Source organism: Bradyrhizobium sp. B117, from assembly GCF_038969555.1.
Classification (GTDB): domain Bacteria; phylum Pseudomonadota; class Alphaproteobacteria; order Rhizobiales; family Xanthobacteraceae; genus Bradyrhizobium.
In genome coordinates, this window is the sequence record NZ_CP152414.1 from 4725782 (window position 1) to 4742939 (window position 17158).

The window sequence follows — 17158 nt, forward strand, 5'->3', positions numbered from 1 at the left end:
TTTTAATATCTTGCCCGGTCTCGGCCATATGCCGAAGTACATAGATGGCCGGGCCGAGGCAGTGTCCATGTTAGACGTGTCTGCGAACCAAGGCATATTTCAGCGCAACCGTATTGTGATCGTCGATCGACAACCGATCGTTCTACAGGGGCTGAAGTCGATACTCGGAGCACAGCAGGACTTCGACGTTGTCGCATCATGCCGCGATGCGACAAGCGGTCTCGAAGCCATCAGGAATTTGACACCCGACGTCGCGCTGATTTCCGACACCCTGCCGGACCGGACGGTCACCGAGATACTGGCGATTGCGAAAGCCGAGAATGTTCCCACGCGCCTGGTGTTCTTTACCGAGGCCGAAGCCAACCACGAACTAACCGCTGCGATTGCCGCTGGTGCCTGCAGCGCAATTTCGAAATACGTCTCCCCCGACACCATGCTGCGACTGCTGCGGCTGCTGACGAGGCAAAGTGTGTCGCCCGAGCATTTCGATCTCTCGCCGATCGGCAGGGAGGCTGACGGCGCCGGCAAAATTGAAACGAAGCTGGAGCTATTGACGCACCGCGAACGTCAAATCGTTCGACTGGTGTCAGAGGGAATGTCGAACAAGGAGATCGCGCGCCGGCTAAAGGTTTCACCAGGGACAGTCAAAGTACACCTGTACAATATATTTCAGAAGCTCGAGGTCACCAACAGGACGGTGCTCGCGACCCTCGCGTTGTTGAAGCATCCCTCCGGCTTCGGCACGCTCGCGCTGGCCTTTCTGGCGATCGCCATTGCGGACGAACTCAAGGCATCGGAAGCGAACGACACGCGTCCGGATGACGACAGCATCGGCCACGCCGGGCAGGAGCCCTGGAAATATGAGGCTTGGCAATATGAGCCTTGGAAAAAAGCCATTCTCCGGCACCTCGTCGTCTGGGAAGCCGGCGAGACGCACCTGCTCAGCCAGAGCGACTTTTTGGCCAAGCTGGGCCAGGTCGCGAACGCGCCGGCGGCAATGGAAGCGCTGCGCGCAGCTGAGCAATCTGCAGACTCGAAGCCGTTGAAAATCTACGGTCCTGTTGGATCGGCCACGCCTAATCTTCCTGCGCCGCTGCTGCGAGCAACCAGCGACACACAGATGGGAGGTGACCTAACCGCGGACCATCAATTCCCCCGGCTTGCTTCCAATCCGATGTCGGTTCAGGGAGGGTATGGCACCTTCGCCACTGTCGCCGGTGCGTTGATCTACGCACTGCACGATCCACATCTCGCCGTGCAGGCGCATGAGCTGGGTCAGGCGTCGATCGACAGCGTCGTGACCATCGCCGGAGAGAATGCGGCCACGAAATTCGCCGCGATCCCTCATGCCGACGCCAATCATGTCGACAACTCGGCCCCAGGCCTGCCTTCGCACGATTCCCGCCTGTCTTCCGCGCATGTGACCACTGGAAACGAAAGCGTCGCTGGAGAAGGCGCTCGGATCCAAGTGAGTCACGGCGTGAGTCACGGCGCCGAGGGTGACGCACGCCAGAAACCTGTTGGCCTGGCCGACGCCGGTCACGATGCCAGTGTTGGCGGATATAGCCGCGACCAGCTGACGGGCGGCGGCAACGTTGATGGAAACGTTGTTCATCGCTCCCCAACCGATTCCAATTCTACATCGTCCCAATCCGCCTTCGATTTCGCTTCTGGGCCGGGCAGGATCAATCTTGCCGCTTTCGGAGCGCTTGCGTGGCTGCATATGACCGCAGCAAGCAAGTCCATACCGCCACATACCCTCGCCTGGATTTACGACGCCGCAAGCAATGAAACGATCGTCTATGTGAATCCGACCGATCGTGTCCTTGATATCGGGGATCGCAGCCTGCTGGAAATCCATCTGCAGGGGATTGTGTCCGTCGCGGAATCGGATGTCGTCGACCAGCGAGAAGGTGCACCTGTCGCCATCACCTTGGAGAAGCTCGAAGAAGCGCTGACATCGGCGAGCGCCATCGATGGGGCTGTTCTGAGCAAGGACGGTGCTGGGGCCAGCATCGAGGCGAGCGGGAGCACGCTCGGGACGGCCGGGGTTTGGGCCGTTCTTGCCGACCACGGCTTGGGGTTCCAGTTCGGGCAGACTCGGACCGGGGTGGGAGGGATGGCAAGGTCCAGAACCACCACCGGCGAGTCGGCGGACGCAAGGGAAGAGAGCATTGCTGCGTCCGGCGAACCGGTTCGCGTATCATCGATCGTGTCGGCCCATAGCGCGGCGGCTCCGGCCGTTGGAAATGTCACATCGAACAGTGGTCCGATCAATGCCGACACTGGCGTTTCGTCGGGGCCGAACGTGACCGTCCAACCGAGCGTCGCAATGGCCGACAGCGCGGACCGCGGCAACTCGCAGCACACTTCGGAGCCGGAGCCTGCAAAGGCGGCGGCCACGGAACCGACTGAAGCTGACTCCAAACCGGGCAATGGCGTCGACAATGATGCCGAGCGGAAAGCTGCGGATTCGGATGTTCCGACAAAGTTAGCGAAGAAGGTCAAACACGGCGACTCGGGGCACTCAAACTCTGAAAACGCGCCGGGCGCGGCCGTGAACGATCCGGGCGTCGCGAAGACCGAGAGCGCGGGCCATGGCAATTCGCTGCACGCTTCGGAGAAGGGATCTGCAAAGGCGGCAGCCACGGAATCGGCTGAGGCTGGCGTCAAGCCGGGTAAGGGCGCCGAGCATCACGCTGCGGCTTCGAACGTTCCGCGAGGGGCAGCGAAGAAGGCAGACTCAAGCGGAGCCGAACACGACAAGTCGGAGCACTCAAACTCTGCAAACGCGCCGGGCGCGGCCGAGAACGATCCGGGCGTCGCAATTGCCGCGATTGCGGGCCACGGCAATTCGCAGCACGCTTCGGAGAAGGGGTCTGCAAAGGCGGCAGCAACGGAATCGACTGAAGCTGACTCCAAGCCGGGCAACGGCGTTGGCAATGGGGCCGAGCATCACGCTGCGGCTTCGCACGTTCCGCGAGGGTTAGCGAAGAAGGCAGACTCAAGCGCTGTCGAACACGGCAACTCGGGGCACTCAAACTCCGCAAACGCGCCGGACGCAAGCGAGAACGTCGAATTGAGCGTCGTAACGGCCGCCAGCGCGGGCCAGGGCAACTCGGAGCACACGTCGGAGCCAGGGTCTGCAAAGGCGGCAGCGACGGAATCGCCTGAAGCTGACTTCAAGCCGGGCAACGGCGTCGGCAATGGGGCTGAGCATCAAGCTGCGGCTTCGGACGCTGCGCGAGGGGCAGCGAAGACGACAGAACCAGGCGGAGCGGAACACGGCAACTCGGGGCACTCAAACTCCGCAAAGGCGCCGGACGCAGGCGAGAACGTCGAATTGAGCGTCGTAGCGGCCGCCGGCGCGGGCCACGGCAACTCGGAGCACACGTCGGAGCCAGGGTCTGCAAAGGCGGCAGCGACGGAATCGCCTGAAGCTGACTTCAAGCCGGGCAACGGCGTCGGCAATGGGGCAGAGCATCCCGCTGCGGCTTCGGACGCTGCGCGAGGGGCAGCGAAGACGACAGAACCAAGCGGAGCGGAACACGGCAACTCGGGGCACTCAAACTCCGCAAACGCGCCTGACGCAGGCGAGGTCGATCCGACCGTCGTGACGGCCGCCAGTGCGGGCCACGGCAACTCGCAGCACACGTCGGAGCCAGGGTCTGAAAACGCGCCAGCCACGGAGCCGACTGAAGCTGATTCCAAGCCGGGCAACGGCATCGGCGATGGCGCGGAGCATCACGCTCCGGCTTCGGACTGTGCGGCGACGTCAGCGGCAGTGAAGGCAACAGAACCGGTCGCCGCGGAACACGGCAACGCGGAGCACGATCTGCACCCAACCTCCGCAAACGCACCGGAAGTAGCCGAAATCGTCGATCCGAGCGTCGCAACCGGCGGCAACGCCGGATGCGGTAACTCGCAGCACGCTTCGGAGCCTGGGCCTGCAAAGGCGGTAGCAACGGAGCCGACCGAATCCGACTTCACACCGGGGGCCGGCGTCGGCGATGAGGCCGAGCAACACGCCCCGGCTTCCGATCCTGCGAGTGCGGCAGCGGCAGTGAAGACGGAAGAACAGGTCGCCGTGGACCACGGCAATTCGGGGCACTCAACCGCCGCGAACACGCCGGAAGCAGCCGAAGTCGCCGATCCGAGCGTTGCAACCAACGGTAACGCCGAACGCGGCAACTCGCAGCACGCTGCGCGATCTGCTGCAATCGCATCTGACGACGCGCAGCCGGCCAAAGTTGCGTCCGCGACAGGCGGTGCAGATCAAGAACAGGTGTTCCGCTTCGATAGCGAGGCCGCTCCTTCCGCTCTCGTCGCGATCGTCGCGCCCAGCAAACTTGATGACCCGCTCGATCGACACGTTCCGCCCGGTCAGCAAGCGGACCTCGAGGTGATCGCCAAAATGCTCCCTATCGCAACGGACGAACATGCGAACAACCACGGCAATAGTGGTTCGCATCACGCCATCGTACCTGCGCATCATGACCTTCTGGTTTGAATCCGGAAGATCTCTTTGAAATCAGGATCCAGTATTTCATGCGCTCAGCGCAGGTCGGTCAATGGGATGTGAAGGGGGCGGCTCACATTACGAGCCTTTATCAATCTTCACCCAGAGTGCGCTCCCCAGCTTCGATGAATTCCTGGCGGCGTATGCCCATGCCGGTAAGCGTGTTGGTGACTGCGCAAGTGCAACCAAAGCCTGCGTAATCCGCTGCGCTTTGCTCCGCGGCAGGCCACGCACGAATTCACCCACGCTACCCGGCTTCTCCGCTTTGCATAGAAAGCTGTCTACGATGTCTTGCTGCAGGAATGTCGCGAGATTGAATGGTTCGTGCTCGCACTTGCTCAATTGCAGGCCGTGTCGTCGACAGAGGGCTTCGAACGCCGCCGTCGTCCACCGGCCGATGTGGTTTGGTGGTACGTCCAGGCGCGAGCCGTGGCGCTCCATATAGCAGGTCCGGATGTCATTGGGGACGGCGATGAAGACCGAGCCTTGCGGCTTTAGAAGATATTTCAATCGAGCGAAAACGTCATCCACTCGGTCCATGTGCTCGAAGACTTGAAACATGAAGATCATGTCGAAGGCTCCCTTCAGGGAGTCGAAAGCAGCGTCTCGCAGATCGACCGAAAAGGTCTTGTAGCCTTTCGACTGCAATGCGAGGAGTGCTGTCTGGTTGTAGTCCAGGGCATGGATGTCGGGCGTGTGGAACAGCCTGTCCCTGACGAGATCGAGAAAATACCCAAACCCGGCACCGACATCGATGATGGTTTTTCCGGCAGTCGTCATGCCGTTGAGCTCTTCGATCGTCCTTGCATACTCCCATTTCGTAGTCGGATAGGAAGGATGCGGCGCGGCCAGATTATAGAAGTCAGCGCCACCTGCGACGAACGGATCTGCAAAACCGAATCCACAATCGCTGCATCTACGGACATCGCATGTGCTACGACCCCAGAGACTTGACAGGTAATGCGTCAATTCCCGGGAGCGAGCTGGATACTGGCGCGGATTGACGAAGGATCGAGAGGCCTGATCTGCAGTCACTTCGAACAATTTCGCAGTTGATGCATGACCACATGCGGGGCAGGTGCTCATCTGCTGGTCTCTCTTAGGTGTTTGGCCTAGATTGGTCCGGTCCCACTTGTTCCGTCATCATTCAAATGAAGGCCGCCAAGGGGGTGATCAATCCCGCACGGGCGGCGTGGGGCGGACGCTTATCGCGGCCACGACGCCATCACGTTCGCCTTCACGGGGACGGGCAGGGGAAGGCGCAGCCCGCGGGCCAACGTCGGGCGGCTGGAGGCGGGTTGCCTTTGGGGCAGCCTGCCGAAATGCGCGAGCGTTTGCATCAGCGCGCCTCTGACGGCCGGCTCGATCTTCGCGCAGATGAACCAGCAGACCAGGACCAGCATGCCCAGCGCGATCCATACGGCCGTAGTGGCATCCAGGCCGGCCGCGACCAAGGCGCGAATGATCGCCGAGCCTATGACGTTGTGGGTGAGATAGAGCGGATAGGTGATCAGTCCGAGCGTTCTCAGATAAGCCGGTGCTTCCGGGGAAGTGGTGCCCGCAAAGCGCCTGCTCCGGTTCGCGGCTCGGGCAATCAGGAGCACCGCAGCCGCCCAGACCATGATCGGCACAAGGGCTGATTGATCCGCGATGGCGGGGATGGACGTCAGGAAGAAGGAGGCGAAGAAGTAGATTTCCACGGCGCCCGACAGACAGGTGACTGCAACGGCGATCTGTTCGTGCGCCGTCAATTGCCTGTTCGCGGACATGAACAGCCAGATCCCCAGCGCAAAGAAGCAGCCGTGGGTCAGCAGGAATGCTGCGCACGGCACCCGAAACATCAGAATGACCAGATAGGGCAGCTCGGACGGTGTCGTGCATGACAGCACGAGCAGCGCGACGGCGTTGAACACTGCGCTGTAGATGGTGAGACCGAAGGCGAGGTGCCGCAGGGTGATCCTCTTCGTGAGCATCGCGCAAAACACGAGGCCATAAAACGCCGTCTCGGCGGCCAGCGTCCAATAGACCTCGTCAAGCCATTGACCCGTGACGCCCTTCGGTACCATCAGCATGGCATGGATGTAAGGCAGGATGAATTCGGACGCCGGTCCGCTCCCGAACAGAAGCAGGACGAGGAAGGTCGCGGTGGCGCAGACCCAGACCGCCGGATAAAGCCGGAGCGCGCGACCAAGCAGAAACGCGCCCGGCGTAGACTGGCTCGCGGAATTCGCGATGACGAAGCCGGAGATGACGAAGAAGATCTCGACACCGACCCAGCCGAACCATGTGAAGGGCGCGGCGGACGGGTACAACACATCGGCGGCGACGGTACGCTCGAAACCGGGGACGCCGATCGAAGCCCAGGCCCAGGACCAGAACATCTGGTGAAAAATAGCAACTCCGAGCGCGGCTGCGAAGCGCAGCGGATCCAGCAGGGGCAAATGGCTTTTCACGGGAATGGACCAGGTTCATGCAACAATCCCGCTGGAGATATTGAATCCCCTCACGACGCTCTTTGAGGTGGGTCACATTTGGTCGGCCGGCGCTGCTGTTGCTGAACCGACCGTCGCAGTCACTCGCTCCAGTATCAGAGCCGGCACGGGGGCGCACGGCCGCAAGCGTCCGCTGAGGATGTTCGGCGGACGCCGGGCTGCCTTGTCGTGATCAAGCCTGCGAGAGGCTTGGACTAGCGACGTCCCGGACGCTTGAGGTCGGCGACCTTGAACCTGTTGCCGGCCTGCAGGCTGCTGCAAAACCAGTGGGCTCTGTTGCGAAACTCGCCCAGGAACACCTTCGTCTCGACGCAATTCTCGTAGGATGTATGAGTGATGGTGTCTCGGCACGTTGGCGAGAAAGGCCCATAGTTCAGACCGCCGCCCGACTCGCTGCATCCAATCCAGGGCTCTTTGCCGTGTGGGAAGCTTGATGCACAGCCACCGTTGCAGCTGCTGGCGCGTGCCTCGAGGCCGGCAATCCTCCCCATCACCGAACCCGGCGCATAGGAAGGCGTCCGTGTGCCTGAAGACGACGTTTGAGCGGTCGATGCAGTCCGGCGCGATGATGCCCCGGTCGTTGCCGCTGGCTCCTGTCTATGCGGCCTTGCCGCCTGCTTCGGCGCATCGACCGTAACAGAAGGAAGAGTGGCGGCGGAGCCTGTTGGGATTTGCGATGCTGCCGGAGCGCACAGCAAGACGGTTGACAAGGCAGCGACGGTTGAAGGCACGACAAGGCTTGATGAAAATCTCATGACCATGTCCTTCCAAATCCGGGACGGAATGCCCTCCCGGTAAGTGCACGGTAACATACATTTGAGGCTGAGCAATCAGGGGTTGAGGAGATGCCTGGTGATAAACGCGCCATCGGCACAGCCGAGAGAAACGCTGACGCACTCAAAGCAGCCGAGAAGTTTGCGTTCGGCGAAAGGTCTCTGCAGGCCTTCATTGCGAAGAGCGCTTGCGACGAAGCGATCCAGAGTCGTTCCGCAGGAGGCACCCCGGATTGCTTCGCGGAGCTGTCATCGGGCCGCGCTTTGCGTGGGCCCGGTGACTCGCAATGACGGCGCGGAGAAAGGGTAGCGGATGAATTCAGTCTCGTGCTCCGGACGAAGCGTAGCGCTTCTTCAGCGGTGCGTTGCTGAGCCAGAGAGAGGCAAAATCAAACGGGGCCCGAAAGGGCCCGCAAAATCTCTTCAGCGTCCGCGATCTTACTTGATCTTGGCTTCGCGGAATTCGACGTGCTTGCGCGCGACCGTCGGCTGCCAGCGGCCAGCGCCTGCGGGAGGTGGGGGCGCGCGGCCGGCATCGTGCAGATCGCGTCTGCGCTGATCAGGCCGACAGCGCCGCCGCTGTTGCGAACGATGTAGGCATCGTCAGCATCTGCTCATTCATTGGGCGAGACGCTGCTGTATGAAGCAGCACGCATCGGGCTTGTGGCAAGGCAGCAAATGGAAATCGCAGCGCGTTCAGCGGGGTGATTGAAATCGCGTCGATGGCGCAAATCTTGCATGTTTTTGACCAGGAATTGGAATCGTCTTTGACGCTTTCCGATCTGGCGACAAGGGAAAGGCCGATAAGCCATGAGGCTGGTCGCCGCCAGTCTCCAGCCATCGACGCTCGACGACCTCATCGCGCCGAGTCCTGATCATTGTGTCCCAAAAATCCGAGCTGATCACGCTAGCGCGTCGCGCCGGCGCAAACGTTCATCTCGACGGTTCCAGTCAAAGCCACGGCCGGAAGACATCTCTTGCGACTTGGGAGGATGGTGATGGAATCAAAAGCATCGACGCGCCAAAGGCTGCTGACGCTGGCGGTCGCGTTGCTCGGAATGGCACTTTTCTACCTCGTCCTCAGCGACGTTGCCTTGGCGGAGGATGCGGGCCCGCCGGCCTGCGGCGGCAAGATCCTCGAGAAGTGCACGCCCAATCCCGGCGACACCGCCTGGATGCTCACCTCCGTCGCGCTGGTGCTGATGATGACGGTGCCGGGGCTCGGGTTGTTCTATGGCGGCATGGTGCGCAAGAAGAATGTCGGCGACACCGTGATGACGAGCTTTGCGGTGACCTGCCTGGTCACGATCTTGTTCGCGATCCTGACCTACAGCCTGGCATTCCGCGCCGGCACGCCGTTCGTCGGGGGGCTGGACCGCATGTTCCTGAGGGACATTCTTAGCGACATCGGCAAGGGTGGGATCGGCAATCCCAATCCGCTCGCGGCGACGATTCCCGAAAGCGTCTACATCTGCTTCCAGATGACGTTTGCGATCATCACGCCGGCGCTGATCGCAGGCGCCTTCGCCGAGCGGATGAAGTTCTCCGCGATGCTCTGGTTCATCGGCCTGTGGGCGATCTTCGTCTATGCGCCGGTCGCGCATTGGGTCTGGGGCCCCGACGGAATCTTCGCTTCCGGCAATGACGCCGCCTGGGTCAGGGTGCTGGATTTCGCGGGCGGGACCGTCGTGCATATCAATGCCGGCGTGGCGGGCCTGATGTGCGCCATCATGCTCGGCAGGCGCAAGGAGACGGGACCGGCCCACAACATGGTGCTGACCTTCATCGGCGCCTCGCTGCTCTGGGTCGGCTGGTTCGGCTTCAACGCAGGCTCCGCGGTGACGGCAGGCATGCAGGCCGGCATGGCGATGCTGGTGACGCAGATCGCAACCGCGGTCGCCGGCTTCACGTGGATGCTCGTGGAGTGGTCGCTCAAGGGCAAGCCGACGGTCGTCGGCATCTGCTCGGGTGCGGTCGCGGGCCTCGTCGCCATCACGCCGGCGTCCGGTTTCGTCAGCCCGGTGGGGGCCTTCGTGATCGGGATCGCGGCCGGTGTCCTCTGCTACTGGGGATGCACCGGGCTGAAGGCCATGTTCAGCTATGACGATGCGCTCGACTGCTTCGGTGTGCACGCCGTCGGCGGCATCGTCGGCGCATTGCTTACCGGCATCTTCGCCGTCGAGCAATATGGCGGCACCGCGGGCGCGCTGGAGGGAAACCCGATCCAGTTCGTCAACCAGTGCATCGGCGTCGCCACGGTCTTTGTCTATGACGCCGTCGTCAGCTTGATCATCCTGTACGTGATCAAGCTGTTCGTCGGCTTGCGGGTGTCGGAGGATATGGAGCGCGACGGTCTGGACCTCGCACTGCATGGCGAGGTCGTGCACTAGAGCATGATCCGGAAAAGTGTGCAGCGGTTTTCCCTCGCGACAAACGCGGAACGCGTTTGCTCGGAGATCATGCTCAAAACAATAACCTAAAGCGCGATGACGATTCATCCCAATCTCATCACGCTTTAGACCGTCGATAGCGATGTTGAACCAACCCGGCCATCCGCGGTTCGCACGGATGCGCCGGCAAGGGAGAAGGCACGATGACCGAGATCTTTGCGCAAGGTGACCTGCTGATCGAGCGGGTGTCCGATGTCGCGCCATCGGGAACGCTCACGGAGACCGCCGAAGGTGGGCCGCTGGTCCTGCTGGAGGGCGAGGCCACCGGACATTGTCATGCCATTCGCGAGCGCGTGACACTGTTTCGCGACGACGATCTGGCGCGTGACATTCCGGCCGGGCTCTATCTCGGGCATCTCCTGATCGCCTCGGCCTATGCGCGGGTGACGCATCAGGAGCATGCGCCGTTGACGCTGCTGCGCGGGACCTATCGGGTGCGCCGCCAGCGTGAGCTCGGGCCGCGAGATGCGCGCGTCCTCGCCGACTGAGCAGGCGCTGTCTGTCGGGCAGACGGCGGCGTTGGGCGATTACCGTGCGCGGTGGAGAGCGGTCCGACGCTCGACCGCGCCTGCCGATCGCGACGCCGCGGAGCAGGGCGTGCGGCTGGCCTATCGTGCCGCGAGGCTGGCGCCGCCGGCCCGCATCGTCTGGTGCGATGGTCCGCAGGCGTTGGCCGGGCTTGCCGTGTCGCGCGATGACGGCCGCAATGTGCGCTTTCAGCTCGTCGATCGGCTTCGCCGTCAAATCGTTTCTCAAATCGAGGCGCGGATTCACCGGAAGGTGCTTGCCGCGGTCGACAGCGCAGTCAATCCCGCCGACACGCTGGTCACTGCTGCGGCCGAGGCGGTGATACGGAACGTGCCGGAGCAGAACCTGTCCGTGCTGGGCCAGCTGCGCCGAACCGGTCTGTCGCTCGCCGGCGTGCTGCAGGCGCTCACCGCCCCGCGGAGCTTTTCGAGCTGCGCGGCGGGGTCGCACGATCTGTCGTGGCTGGGTGCGTACGACTATCTCCGCGAGGTCCTCGGTTTGCACGCCGAGGCCGAGCCGCTGCGCGGCCTGATGCAACTCGCGACGAGCGCGGGCTGGCTGCTGCCGCACGAGCACAGCTGCTGGCTCGCGGAGCGACCGAACATGCTATGCGCTGATGCACGCGATCGGCTACATCACGCCAGCGGTCCGGCGCTGCGTTATCCCGACGGCTGGTCGATCTGGGCCTGGCGCGGGGTCGAGGTGCCCCGCTGGATCATCGAGCAGCAGGACCGGATCACGCTCGCTGCGATCGACGACCAGATCGACGTCCAGGTCCGCCGCTGCATGATCGAGATCATGACGCCGGCGCGATACGTCGCGCTCGGCGGCGCCACGCGCGTGGCCGAGGACGAGACCGGAATCCTGTGGCGCCGCAACTGGCTCGCTGCGGACGCCTGGGCCGCCGTGGAGGTCGTCAACGCCACGCCCGAGCCGGACGGCGCGCGCAGGCATTTCTTCCTCCAGGTGCCGGCCAATCTGCACACGCCGCGCGAAGCGGTCGCATGGACTTACGGCATGAGGGCAGAGGCCTATACGCACCTCGTGCAGCGGACGTGAGGCTCAGCTGCGGTAGTAGCGCCACATCCGCAGGAAGGTGCGATGGATCGTGTCCGGCGGCTGATCGAACGGCTCGACATTGATCCGCACCATGTTGGTGTGGCTCATTCGCCAGGGCAGGCGCATCAGCCAGCGCCAAGACGGCTGCTTGCGCCAGTCGGCCACGAGCGCGCTGGTGAGCGGCGCGTTCAGCACGATCTGGAGTTCATGCACCGTCATGGCGCGCTCGGCGATCTCGACAAGATCGATGCGCTCGATGGCGCGCCACCGGATCAGGCCGAAGGCCTGGACGAAGATGCCGTACTGGTTCGCGCCGATCGTGGGCCGGCCGGTCTCGAGCAGTGGAATGTTGTAGTAGGTGAACCCGGCCGCGAGCGCCGCGAGCACAAGCCAGTAGAATGCACCGGTGAGAAACGCGGCCGTGCAGAAGATCGCGGCCAGCGCCGCCGTGACGTAGACCGGGAAATAGACATCGTCGCGGCCATAAGCGACCGAGTAGCCACCGACATGTTCCTCGTTCAGGGCTGCGATCATGGACGCGAAGGCTACGACCATCGACCGCAAATAAAAACGGCCGCAAATAAAAACGGGGCCGTGAGGCCCCGTCAAAAGTCTTTCAGCTTATTCCGCGATCTTACTTGATCTTGGCTTCGCGGAATTCGACGTGCTTGCGCGCGACCGGGTCGTACTTCTTCTTGACCAGCTTGTCGGTCATGGTGCGCGAATTCTTCTTGGCGACGTAGTAGAAGCCGGTGTCAGCCGAGGACACGAGCTTGACCTTGATGGTGACCGCTTTGGCCATGTTCTGAACCTCAGAAAATTGGGGAATCTGGAGCCGGCCAAACGGCCCGCGTTGGCCAACGTAGCCAGAAACCGCCTGATGTCAAGGTTTTACACCTGGAAAACCACTCAAATCGGGCCCATTAAGCCTCGAAGAACCGGTTTTTCGGCCGGGGAAGGCCGAGATTCTCTCTCAAAGTGGCCCCTTCATACTCTTTCCGGAAAATCCCGCGCCGCTGCAGCTCCGGGACCACCTTGTCGACGAAATCGTCGAGGCCGGCGGGCAGGAACGGGAACATGATGTTGAAGCCGTCGGAGCCGCGCCCGACCAGCCATTCCTCCATCTGGTCGGCAATGGTTTTCGCCGTGCCGACGAACGACAGCCCGCCATAGCCGCCGACGCGCTGGGCGAGCTGGCGCACGGTGAGCTTGTCGCGAGCGGCGAGATCGACCATGCGCTGACGGCCGCTCTTGCTGGCGTTGGTCTCGGGGATCTCGGGCAGGGGGCCATCGGGATCGAAGCCGGAGGCGTCGGTGCCGAGGATGACCGAGAGCGAAGCGATGGCGCTGTCGTAATGCACGCGGCTGTCGAGCAGCGCGCGCTTCTCCTTGGCTTCATCGACGCTGTCGCCGACCACGACGAAGGCGCCGGGCAGGATCTTGAGGTGCTCGGGGTCGCGGCCGACCTTCTCCATGCGGCCCTTGATGTCCGCATAGAGCTTCTGTCCGTCGGCGAGGCTGCCGCCGCCGGTGAACACGGCTTCGGCGGTTTCGGCCGCGACCTGCTTGCCGTCTTCCGACGCGCCGGCCTGCACGATCACGGGCCAGCCCTGCACGGGGCGGGCGATGTTGAGGGGACCGCGCACCTTCAGATATTTGCCGTTGTGGTCGAGCGTGTGCATCTTTGCGGGATCGAAGAACAGGCCGGATTCCACATCGCGCACGAAGGCATCGTCGGCGAAAGAATCCCAGAGGCCCGTGACGACGTCGTAAAACTCGCGGGCACGCTTGTAGCGCTCGGCGTGCTCCATGTGGTCGTCGAGGCCGAAATTCAGCGCCGCGTCCGGGTTCGAGGTGGTGACGATGTTCCAGCCGGCGCGGCCGCCGCTGAGATGGTCGAGCGAGGCGAAGCGGCGCGCGACATGATAGGGCTCGTCAAACGTGGTCGAGCCGGTCGCGATCAGGCCGATCCGCTCGGTGACGGCAGAGAGCGCCGACAGCAGCGTGAACGGCTCGAACGAGGTCACGGTGTGGCTGCGCTTGAGCGCGTTGATCGGCATGTTCAAGACGGCCAAGTGATCGGCCATGAAAAAGGCGTCGAACTTGCCGGCCTCGAGCTTTTGGATCAGCGTCTTGATGTGGCCGAAATTGAAATTGGCGTCGGGCCAGGCCCCGGGATAGCGCCAGGCGCCGGTGTGGATGCTGATCGGGCGCATGAACGCGCCAAGCTTGAGTTGCCGTTGTGCCATCGCCCCGTATCCGTTCTGGGTGTCGTTCGCAAAGACATAGGGACGCGGCGGAACTCTGCCATTGGGAAGGCTGGGAAGAATTTTTCGTTTTTCGATCAACTCTCAGCACGTTCGCGTCATTCCGGGGCGCTGCGTAGTGGCAAGCTATGATGCGCGATTGCGCATCTGAGAAGCCATCAAGCCGCAGGCGCCGAGCGAGGGGGACTACTGCCCCCGCGCCCTTTGATCGAAGGCGCTCAGCACGGCGAGCGTCATCGCGGTGACGCCGGTCTGGATGGTCGGTTTCGGCACCGGGGCGAATTGCGGCGAGTGGTTGCCGGGAAGCGGCGGGCCGCTGCCGTTACGCGCGGCGGCAACGCGGTCGGGCTCATAGACGCCGATGTTGAAGAACATCGAAGGCACGCCGGCGTTGACATATTCCGAATAGTCCTCGCTGGTCGTGTTCGCAGGACTGACATTGAACTTGTCGCCGAAGGCCGCTTTCAGCACCCGCTCGGCCTGGCCGACCACGGCGGCATCGTTCACCACCGCCTTGGTCCCCTCGTCGAGATGGATTTCGGGCGCAGGCGCATCCGCCATCGCAGCCACCGCCTTCGCCGTCCGCTCGATCCCCGCCAGCATCCTGGCGCGCACCTGCGGCTTGAAGCTGCGGATCGTGCCGATCACCCTGGCCTCGTCGGGAATGATGTTGCCGGCGGTGCCGGCGTGGATCGCGCCGATGGTGACGAGGCCGAATTCGGTCGGGTCCTTCTCGCGGCTGATCACGCTCTGCACGTCGACGACGAAGCGGGATGCCATCATGACGGGATCGATGGTCACCTGCGGTATTGCGCCATGGCCGCCGCGGCCAAGGAATCTGATGAAGAGACCGTCGACATTCGACGATCCGACCCCGACCCTGTAGGTCACCGAGCCATAGGCTCCACTGCCATCGTGCAGGGCAAATCCCACATCGGGCTTCGGAAAGCGGGTGAACAGGCCATCGTCGATCATCGCCCTTGCGCCCGCGACCTCTTCCTCGGCGGGCTGCGCGATGAACATCAGCGTACCGTGCCACTGGTCCTTGATGCCGACCAGGGTCTTGGCCGTGCCGACCCAGCTCGCCATGTGGATGTCATGGCCGCAGCTATGGGCGACGAATGTCTCGCGGCCCTGCCAGATCTGCTTGTCGCGGCTGGCATAGGGCAGGCCGGTCTTCTCCTCCATCGGCAGCGCATCGAGCTCGGTGCGAACCATGATGGTGGGGCCGTCGCCGTTCCTGTAGATGGCGACAACACCGGTCTTGCCGACGTGCTCGGTGACCTCAAAACCGATCGCGCGCATCTCGGCGGCGAGTTTCGCCGCGGTTTTCTCTTCCTGGAAGGCGATCTCGGGATGGGCGTGGATGTCCTTGTAGAGTGCGTCGAGCTTCGGATAGTCGCTCTCGAAGGAAGTCTCGATCGTTTGCTTCAATCTGGCGACGTCGAGCTCTGCATGGGCAGGCAGCGAGAGCAGGCTGCACAACGCGACGGAAGCGAGCAGAGGCCTTGCGAACCGCGTCATCCGACCCTCCAGTCGTTTAAGCGCCTTTTCCCTCACCTAGCACATCTCGTCGCATCTTGCCGCCATGGAAATGCAAGAACGGCACCGGCGCATCGTGACGAAAGGGAGGCCGGTCGCGACGCGGCGGGCGCGCCTGTTCGAACCAATCCGCTCCTAGCCCCGACCAAGCCATAACCTCGCAAGGAGACCCGACATGGCCGGCGCAATGACAGTGGATGGCGGCATGGTCCGCATAGATCGGCCCATGCCCTGGGTCGGCCGGCTGCTGTCGTTGCCGCTGCTGGCGGCGAGCGGCTATCTCCTGTGGAATGTCGCGCTCGGCCTGCGCCAGGATTTTTCCGGCTTCGGCCGACTCGCCGACGATCTCGTGCCGGTGCTGGTGTTCACCGGTCTCGGCCTGCTCGTCGGCATCCCGGGACTGATCCTGCTGACCTTCCGCACCTTCGTCGTGCTGAACGAGACGCTGCGCCAGATCGTCATCACCAGCCAGTTCGGCCCGTTGAATTTTCGCAAGCACCGCGATCTCGCCGACTACCATTTCATCAGCATCACGGAAGACTACGATCCGGAGCTGACGGCCTATGACGTCAATCTGTGCGGCAACAAGGGTACCGAACCAATCAACCTGATGAGCTTCACGAAGCGTGACGACGCCGACAGGCTGGCCGGCGAAATCGGCCGTGTGCTCAAGCTGCCGGCGCGTGACTATGTCGGCACCGAGCCGGACGCCGACTAAGTCGGTCTGTCATTCCGGGGCGCGCGCCCCGGAATGACACGGAACAGCCCCTAGCTTAAAATATCCTTCTGCATCTTGCCGCCGTAGAAATGGAAGAACGGCACAGGCGCGTCGTGGCGCAGCGGGCCGATGGCAAGGCGGGTGTCGAGCTCGTTGAGCACGTTGCGGGTCATCGGATGCAGTTCGGCGAGCGGCTTCGAGCCGAGCTCGACCCAGACCAGCTCGACCAGCTCCGCATCGGCGTGGATGACGCCCTCGACGCGGTGGGTGATCGCGGAGGCATCGGCGGTGAAGAAGCGCGTGTCGAAGCGCTTGACGCGGCCGGGCGGGGTGATCGCACGTGCGATCAAGAACAGGCTGGAGGGATCGGGCAGCAGGCCTGCATCCGCGAATGGCTTCCACGGACCTTCGAGCCTCGCCTTGCCCTCGACCTTGCGCCCGAGGCAGAGGCCGGTCTCCTCACAGGCTTCGCGGATCGCGGCGATCGCCAGCGATTTCGCGCGCGAGGCCGGCGTCTTCGGGCTGCCCTTGGCGAGGTTGGCTTCCAGCTCCGCGGTGATGGGGGCCGCACACGGCACGCGATGATCGTCCTTGTCGACGCGGCCGCCGGGGAAGACGAATTTTCCGGGCATGAACACCACCTTGTCGTGGCGCTTGCCGACCAGCACCTTCGGAATGGTGCCGCTGCGATCGACCAGGATCAGCGTCGCCGCATCGCGCGGGCGGAAATAGGGATGGTGGTCGGCTTCCTTCTCGTCGTGAACCTTTGCCTTCTCGGCCGCCTGCGCCGTATCGGTCATGTCCTCACCC

13 protein-coding genes are annotated in these 17158 nt (G+C 63.0%); 5 read left to right on the top strand and 8 right to left on the bottom strand.

Annotation, left to right across the window (positions count from 1 at the left end):
* The first annotated feature begins 67 nt into the window (after positions 1-67).
* The gene (locus tag AAFG16_RS23265; RefSeq protein WP_342740680.1) at positions 68-4510 is read left to right on the top strand and encodes a LuxR C-terminal-related transcriptional regulator; all 4443 of its coding nucleotides are present in this window, start codon (positions 68-70) and stop codon (positions 4508-4510) included.
* A gap of 87 nt (positions 4511-4597) precedes the next feature.
* Here AAFG16_RS23265 and AAFG16_RS23270 read toward each other — a convergent pair whose 3' ends face one another.
* The 3 genes from AAFG16_RS23270 to AAFG16_RS23280 form a co-directional block, all read right to left on the bottom strand.
* Complete coding sequence (locus AAFG16_RS23270; protein ID WP_342740681.1) at positions 4598-5605, bottom strand: class I SAM-dependent methyltransferase; 1008 nt, start codon at positions 5603-5605, stop codon at positions 4598-4600.
* A 119-nt stretch (positions 5606-5724) separates the two neighbouring features.
* Positions 5725-6960, bottom strand: a complete 1236-nt coding sequence (locus tag AAFG16_RS23275) for an acyltransferase (protein ID WP_342740682.1) — start codon at positions 6958-6960, stop codon at positions 5725-5727.
* Between the two features lie 1383 nt (positions 6961-8343).
* Positions 8344-8625 carry a hypothetical protein gene (locus tag AAFG16_RS23280; protein ID WP_342740683.1) on the bottom strand — a complete coding sequence of 94 codons (282 nt, stop codon included), beginning with the start codon at positions 8623-8625 and terminating at the stop codon, positions 8344-8346.
* 157 nt (positions 8626-8782) lie between these two features.
* Here AAFG16_RS23280 and AAFG16_RS23285 point away from each other — a divergent pair, with 157 nt between their 5' ends.
* The 3 genes from AAFG16_RS23285 (at position 8783) to AAFG16_RS23295 (ending at position 11821) form a co-directional block, all read left to right on the top strand.
* Positions 8783-10174 carry an ammonium transporter gene (locus tag AAFG16_RS23285; protein ID WP_342740684.1) on the top strand — a complete coding sequence of 464 codons (1392 nt, stop codon included), beginning with the start codon at positions 8783-8785 and terminating at the stop codon, positions 10172-10174.
* Positions 10175-10377: 203 nt separating this feature from the next.
* Complete coding sequence (locus tag AAFG16_RS23290) at positions 10378-10722, top strand: hypothetical protein (protein ID WP_342740685.1); 345 nt, start codon at positions 10378-10380, stop codon at positions 10720-10722.
* A gap of 109 nt (positions 10723-10831) precedes the next feature.
* On the top strand, positions 10832-11821 hold the full coding sequence (locus tag AAFG16_RS23295; RefSeq protein ID WP_342740686.1) for a DUF6745 domain-containing protein: 990 nt from the start codon (positions 10832-10834) through the stop codon (positions 11819-11821).
* Positions 11822-11824: 3 nt separating this feature from the next.
* On the opposite strand, the gene AAFG16_RS23300 is transcribed toward AAFG16_RS23295, so the two are convergent.
* The 4 genes from AAFG16_RS23300 to AAFG16_RS23315 form a co-directional block, all read right to left on the bottom strand.
* A complete protein-coding gene (locus AAFG16_RS23300) occupies positions 11825-12355 on the bottom strand; it encodes a hypothetical protein (protein ID WP_283086471.1) in 531 nt (176 codons plus the stop codon).
* Between the two features lie 100 nt (positions 12356-12455).
* Positions 12456-12623, bottom strand: a complete 168-nt coding sequence (gene rpmG, locus AAFG16_RS23305) for a 50S ribosomal protein L33 (protein ID WP_007603295.1) — start codon at positions 12621-12623, stop codon at positions 12456-12458.
* Positions 12624-12744: 121 nt separating this feature from the next.
* Positions 12745-14070, bottom strand: a complete 1326-nt coding sequence (locus tag AAFG16_RS23310) for an LLM class flavin-dependent oxidoreductase (RefSeq protein WP_342740687.1) — start codon at positions 14068-14070, stop codon at positions 12745-12747.
* A gap of 204 nt (positions 14071-14274) precedes the next feature.
* Positions 14275-15612, bottom strand: coding sequence for an amidohydrolase (locus tag AAFG16_RS23315; RefSeq protein ID WP_342740688.1), 1338 nt, complete (start codon positions 15610-15612; stop codon positions 14275-14277).
* Positions 15613-15805: 193 nt separating this feature from the next.
* Here AAFG16_RS23315 and AAFG16_RS23320 point away from each other — a divergent pair, with 193 nt between their 5' ends.
* Positions 15806-16348 (top strand): hypothetical protein, encoded by a 543-nt coding sequence (locus AAFG16_RS23320; RefSeq protein WP_342740689.1) that lies wholly within the window; start codon positions 15806-15808, stop codon positions 16346-16348.
* A 50-nt stretch (positions 16349-16398) separates the two neighbouring features.
* Here AAFG16_RS23320 and AAFG16_RS23325 read toward each other — a convergent pair whose 3' ends face one another.
* Complete coding sequence (locus tag AAFG16_RS23325; RefSeq protein ID WP_342740690.1) at positions 16399-17148, bottom strand: NUDIX hydrolase; 750 nt, start codon at positions 17146-17148, stop codon at positions 16399-16401.
* Positions 17149-17158: the final 10 nt, after the last annotated feature.

What these genes read in the sequence shown, in the direction of transcription:
- AAFG16_RS23265 (WP_342740680.1), top strand. Translation starts at nt 68, where the DNA reads ATGTTAGACGTGTCTGCGAACCAAGGCATATTTCAGCGCAACCGTATT.
- AAFG16_RS23270 (WP_342740681.1), bottom strand. Translation starts at nt 5,605, where the DNA reads ATGAGCACCTGCCCCGCATGTGGTCATGCATCAACTGCGAAATTGTTC.
- AAFG16_RS23280 (WP_342740683.1), bottom strand. Translation starts at nt 8,625, where the DNA reads ATGGCTGGAGACTGGCGGCGACCAGCCTCATGGCTTATCGGCCTTTCC.
- AAFG16_RS23285 (WP_342740684.1), top strand. Translation starts at nt 8,783, where the DNA reads ATGGAATCAAAAGCATCGACGCGCCAAAGGCTGCTGACGCTGGCGGTC.
- AAFG16_RS23290 (WP_342740685.1), top strand. Translation starts at nt 10,378, where the DNA reads ATGACCGAGATCTTTGCGCAAGGTGACCTGCTGATCGAGCGGGTGTCC.
- AAFG16_RS23300 (WP_283086471.1), bottom strand. Translation starts at nt 12,355, where the DNA reads ATGATCGCAGCCCTGAACGAGGAACATGTCGGTGGCTACTCGGTCGCT.
- rpmG (WP_007603295.1), bottom strand. Translation starts at nt 12,623, where the DNA reads ATGGCCAAAGCGGTCACCATCAAGGTCAAGCTCGTGTCCTCGGCTGAC.
- AAFG16_RS23310 (WP_342740687.1), bottom strand. Translation starts at nt 14,070, where the DNA reads ATGGCACAACGGCAACTCAAGCTTGGCGCGTTCATGCGCCCGATCAGC.
- AAFG16_RS23315 (WP_342740688.1), bottom strand. Translation starts at nt 15,612, where the DNA reads ATGACGCGGTTCGCAAGGCCTCTGCTCGCTTCCGTCGCGTTGTGCAGC.
- AAFG16_RS23320 (WP_342740689.1), top strand. Translation starts at nt 15,806, where the DNA reads ATGGCCGGCGCAATGACAGTGGATGGCGGCATGGTCCGCATAGATCGG.
- AAFG16_RS23325 (WP_342740690.1), bottom strand. Translation starts at nt 17,148, where the DNA reads ATGACCGATACGGCGCAGGCGGCCGAGAAGGCAAAGGTTCACGACGAG.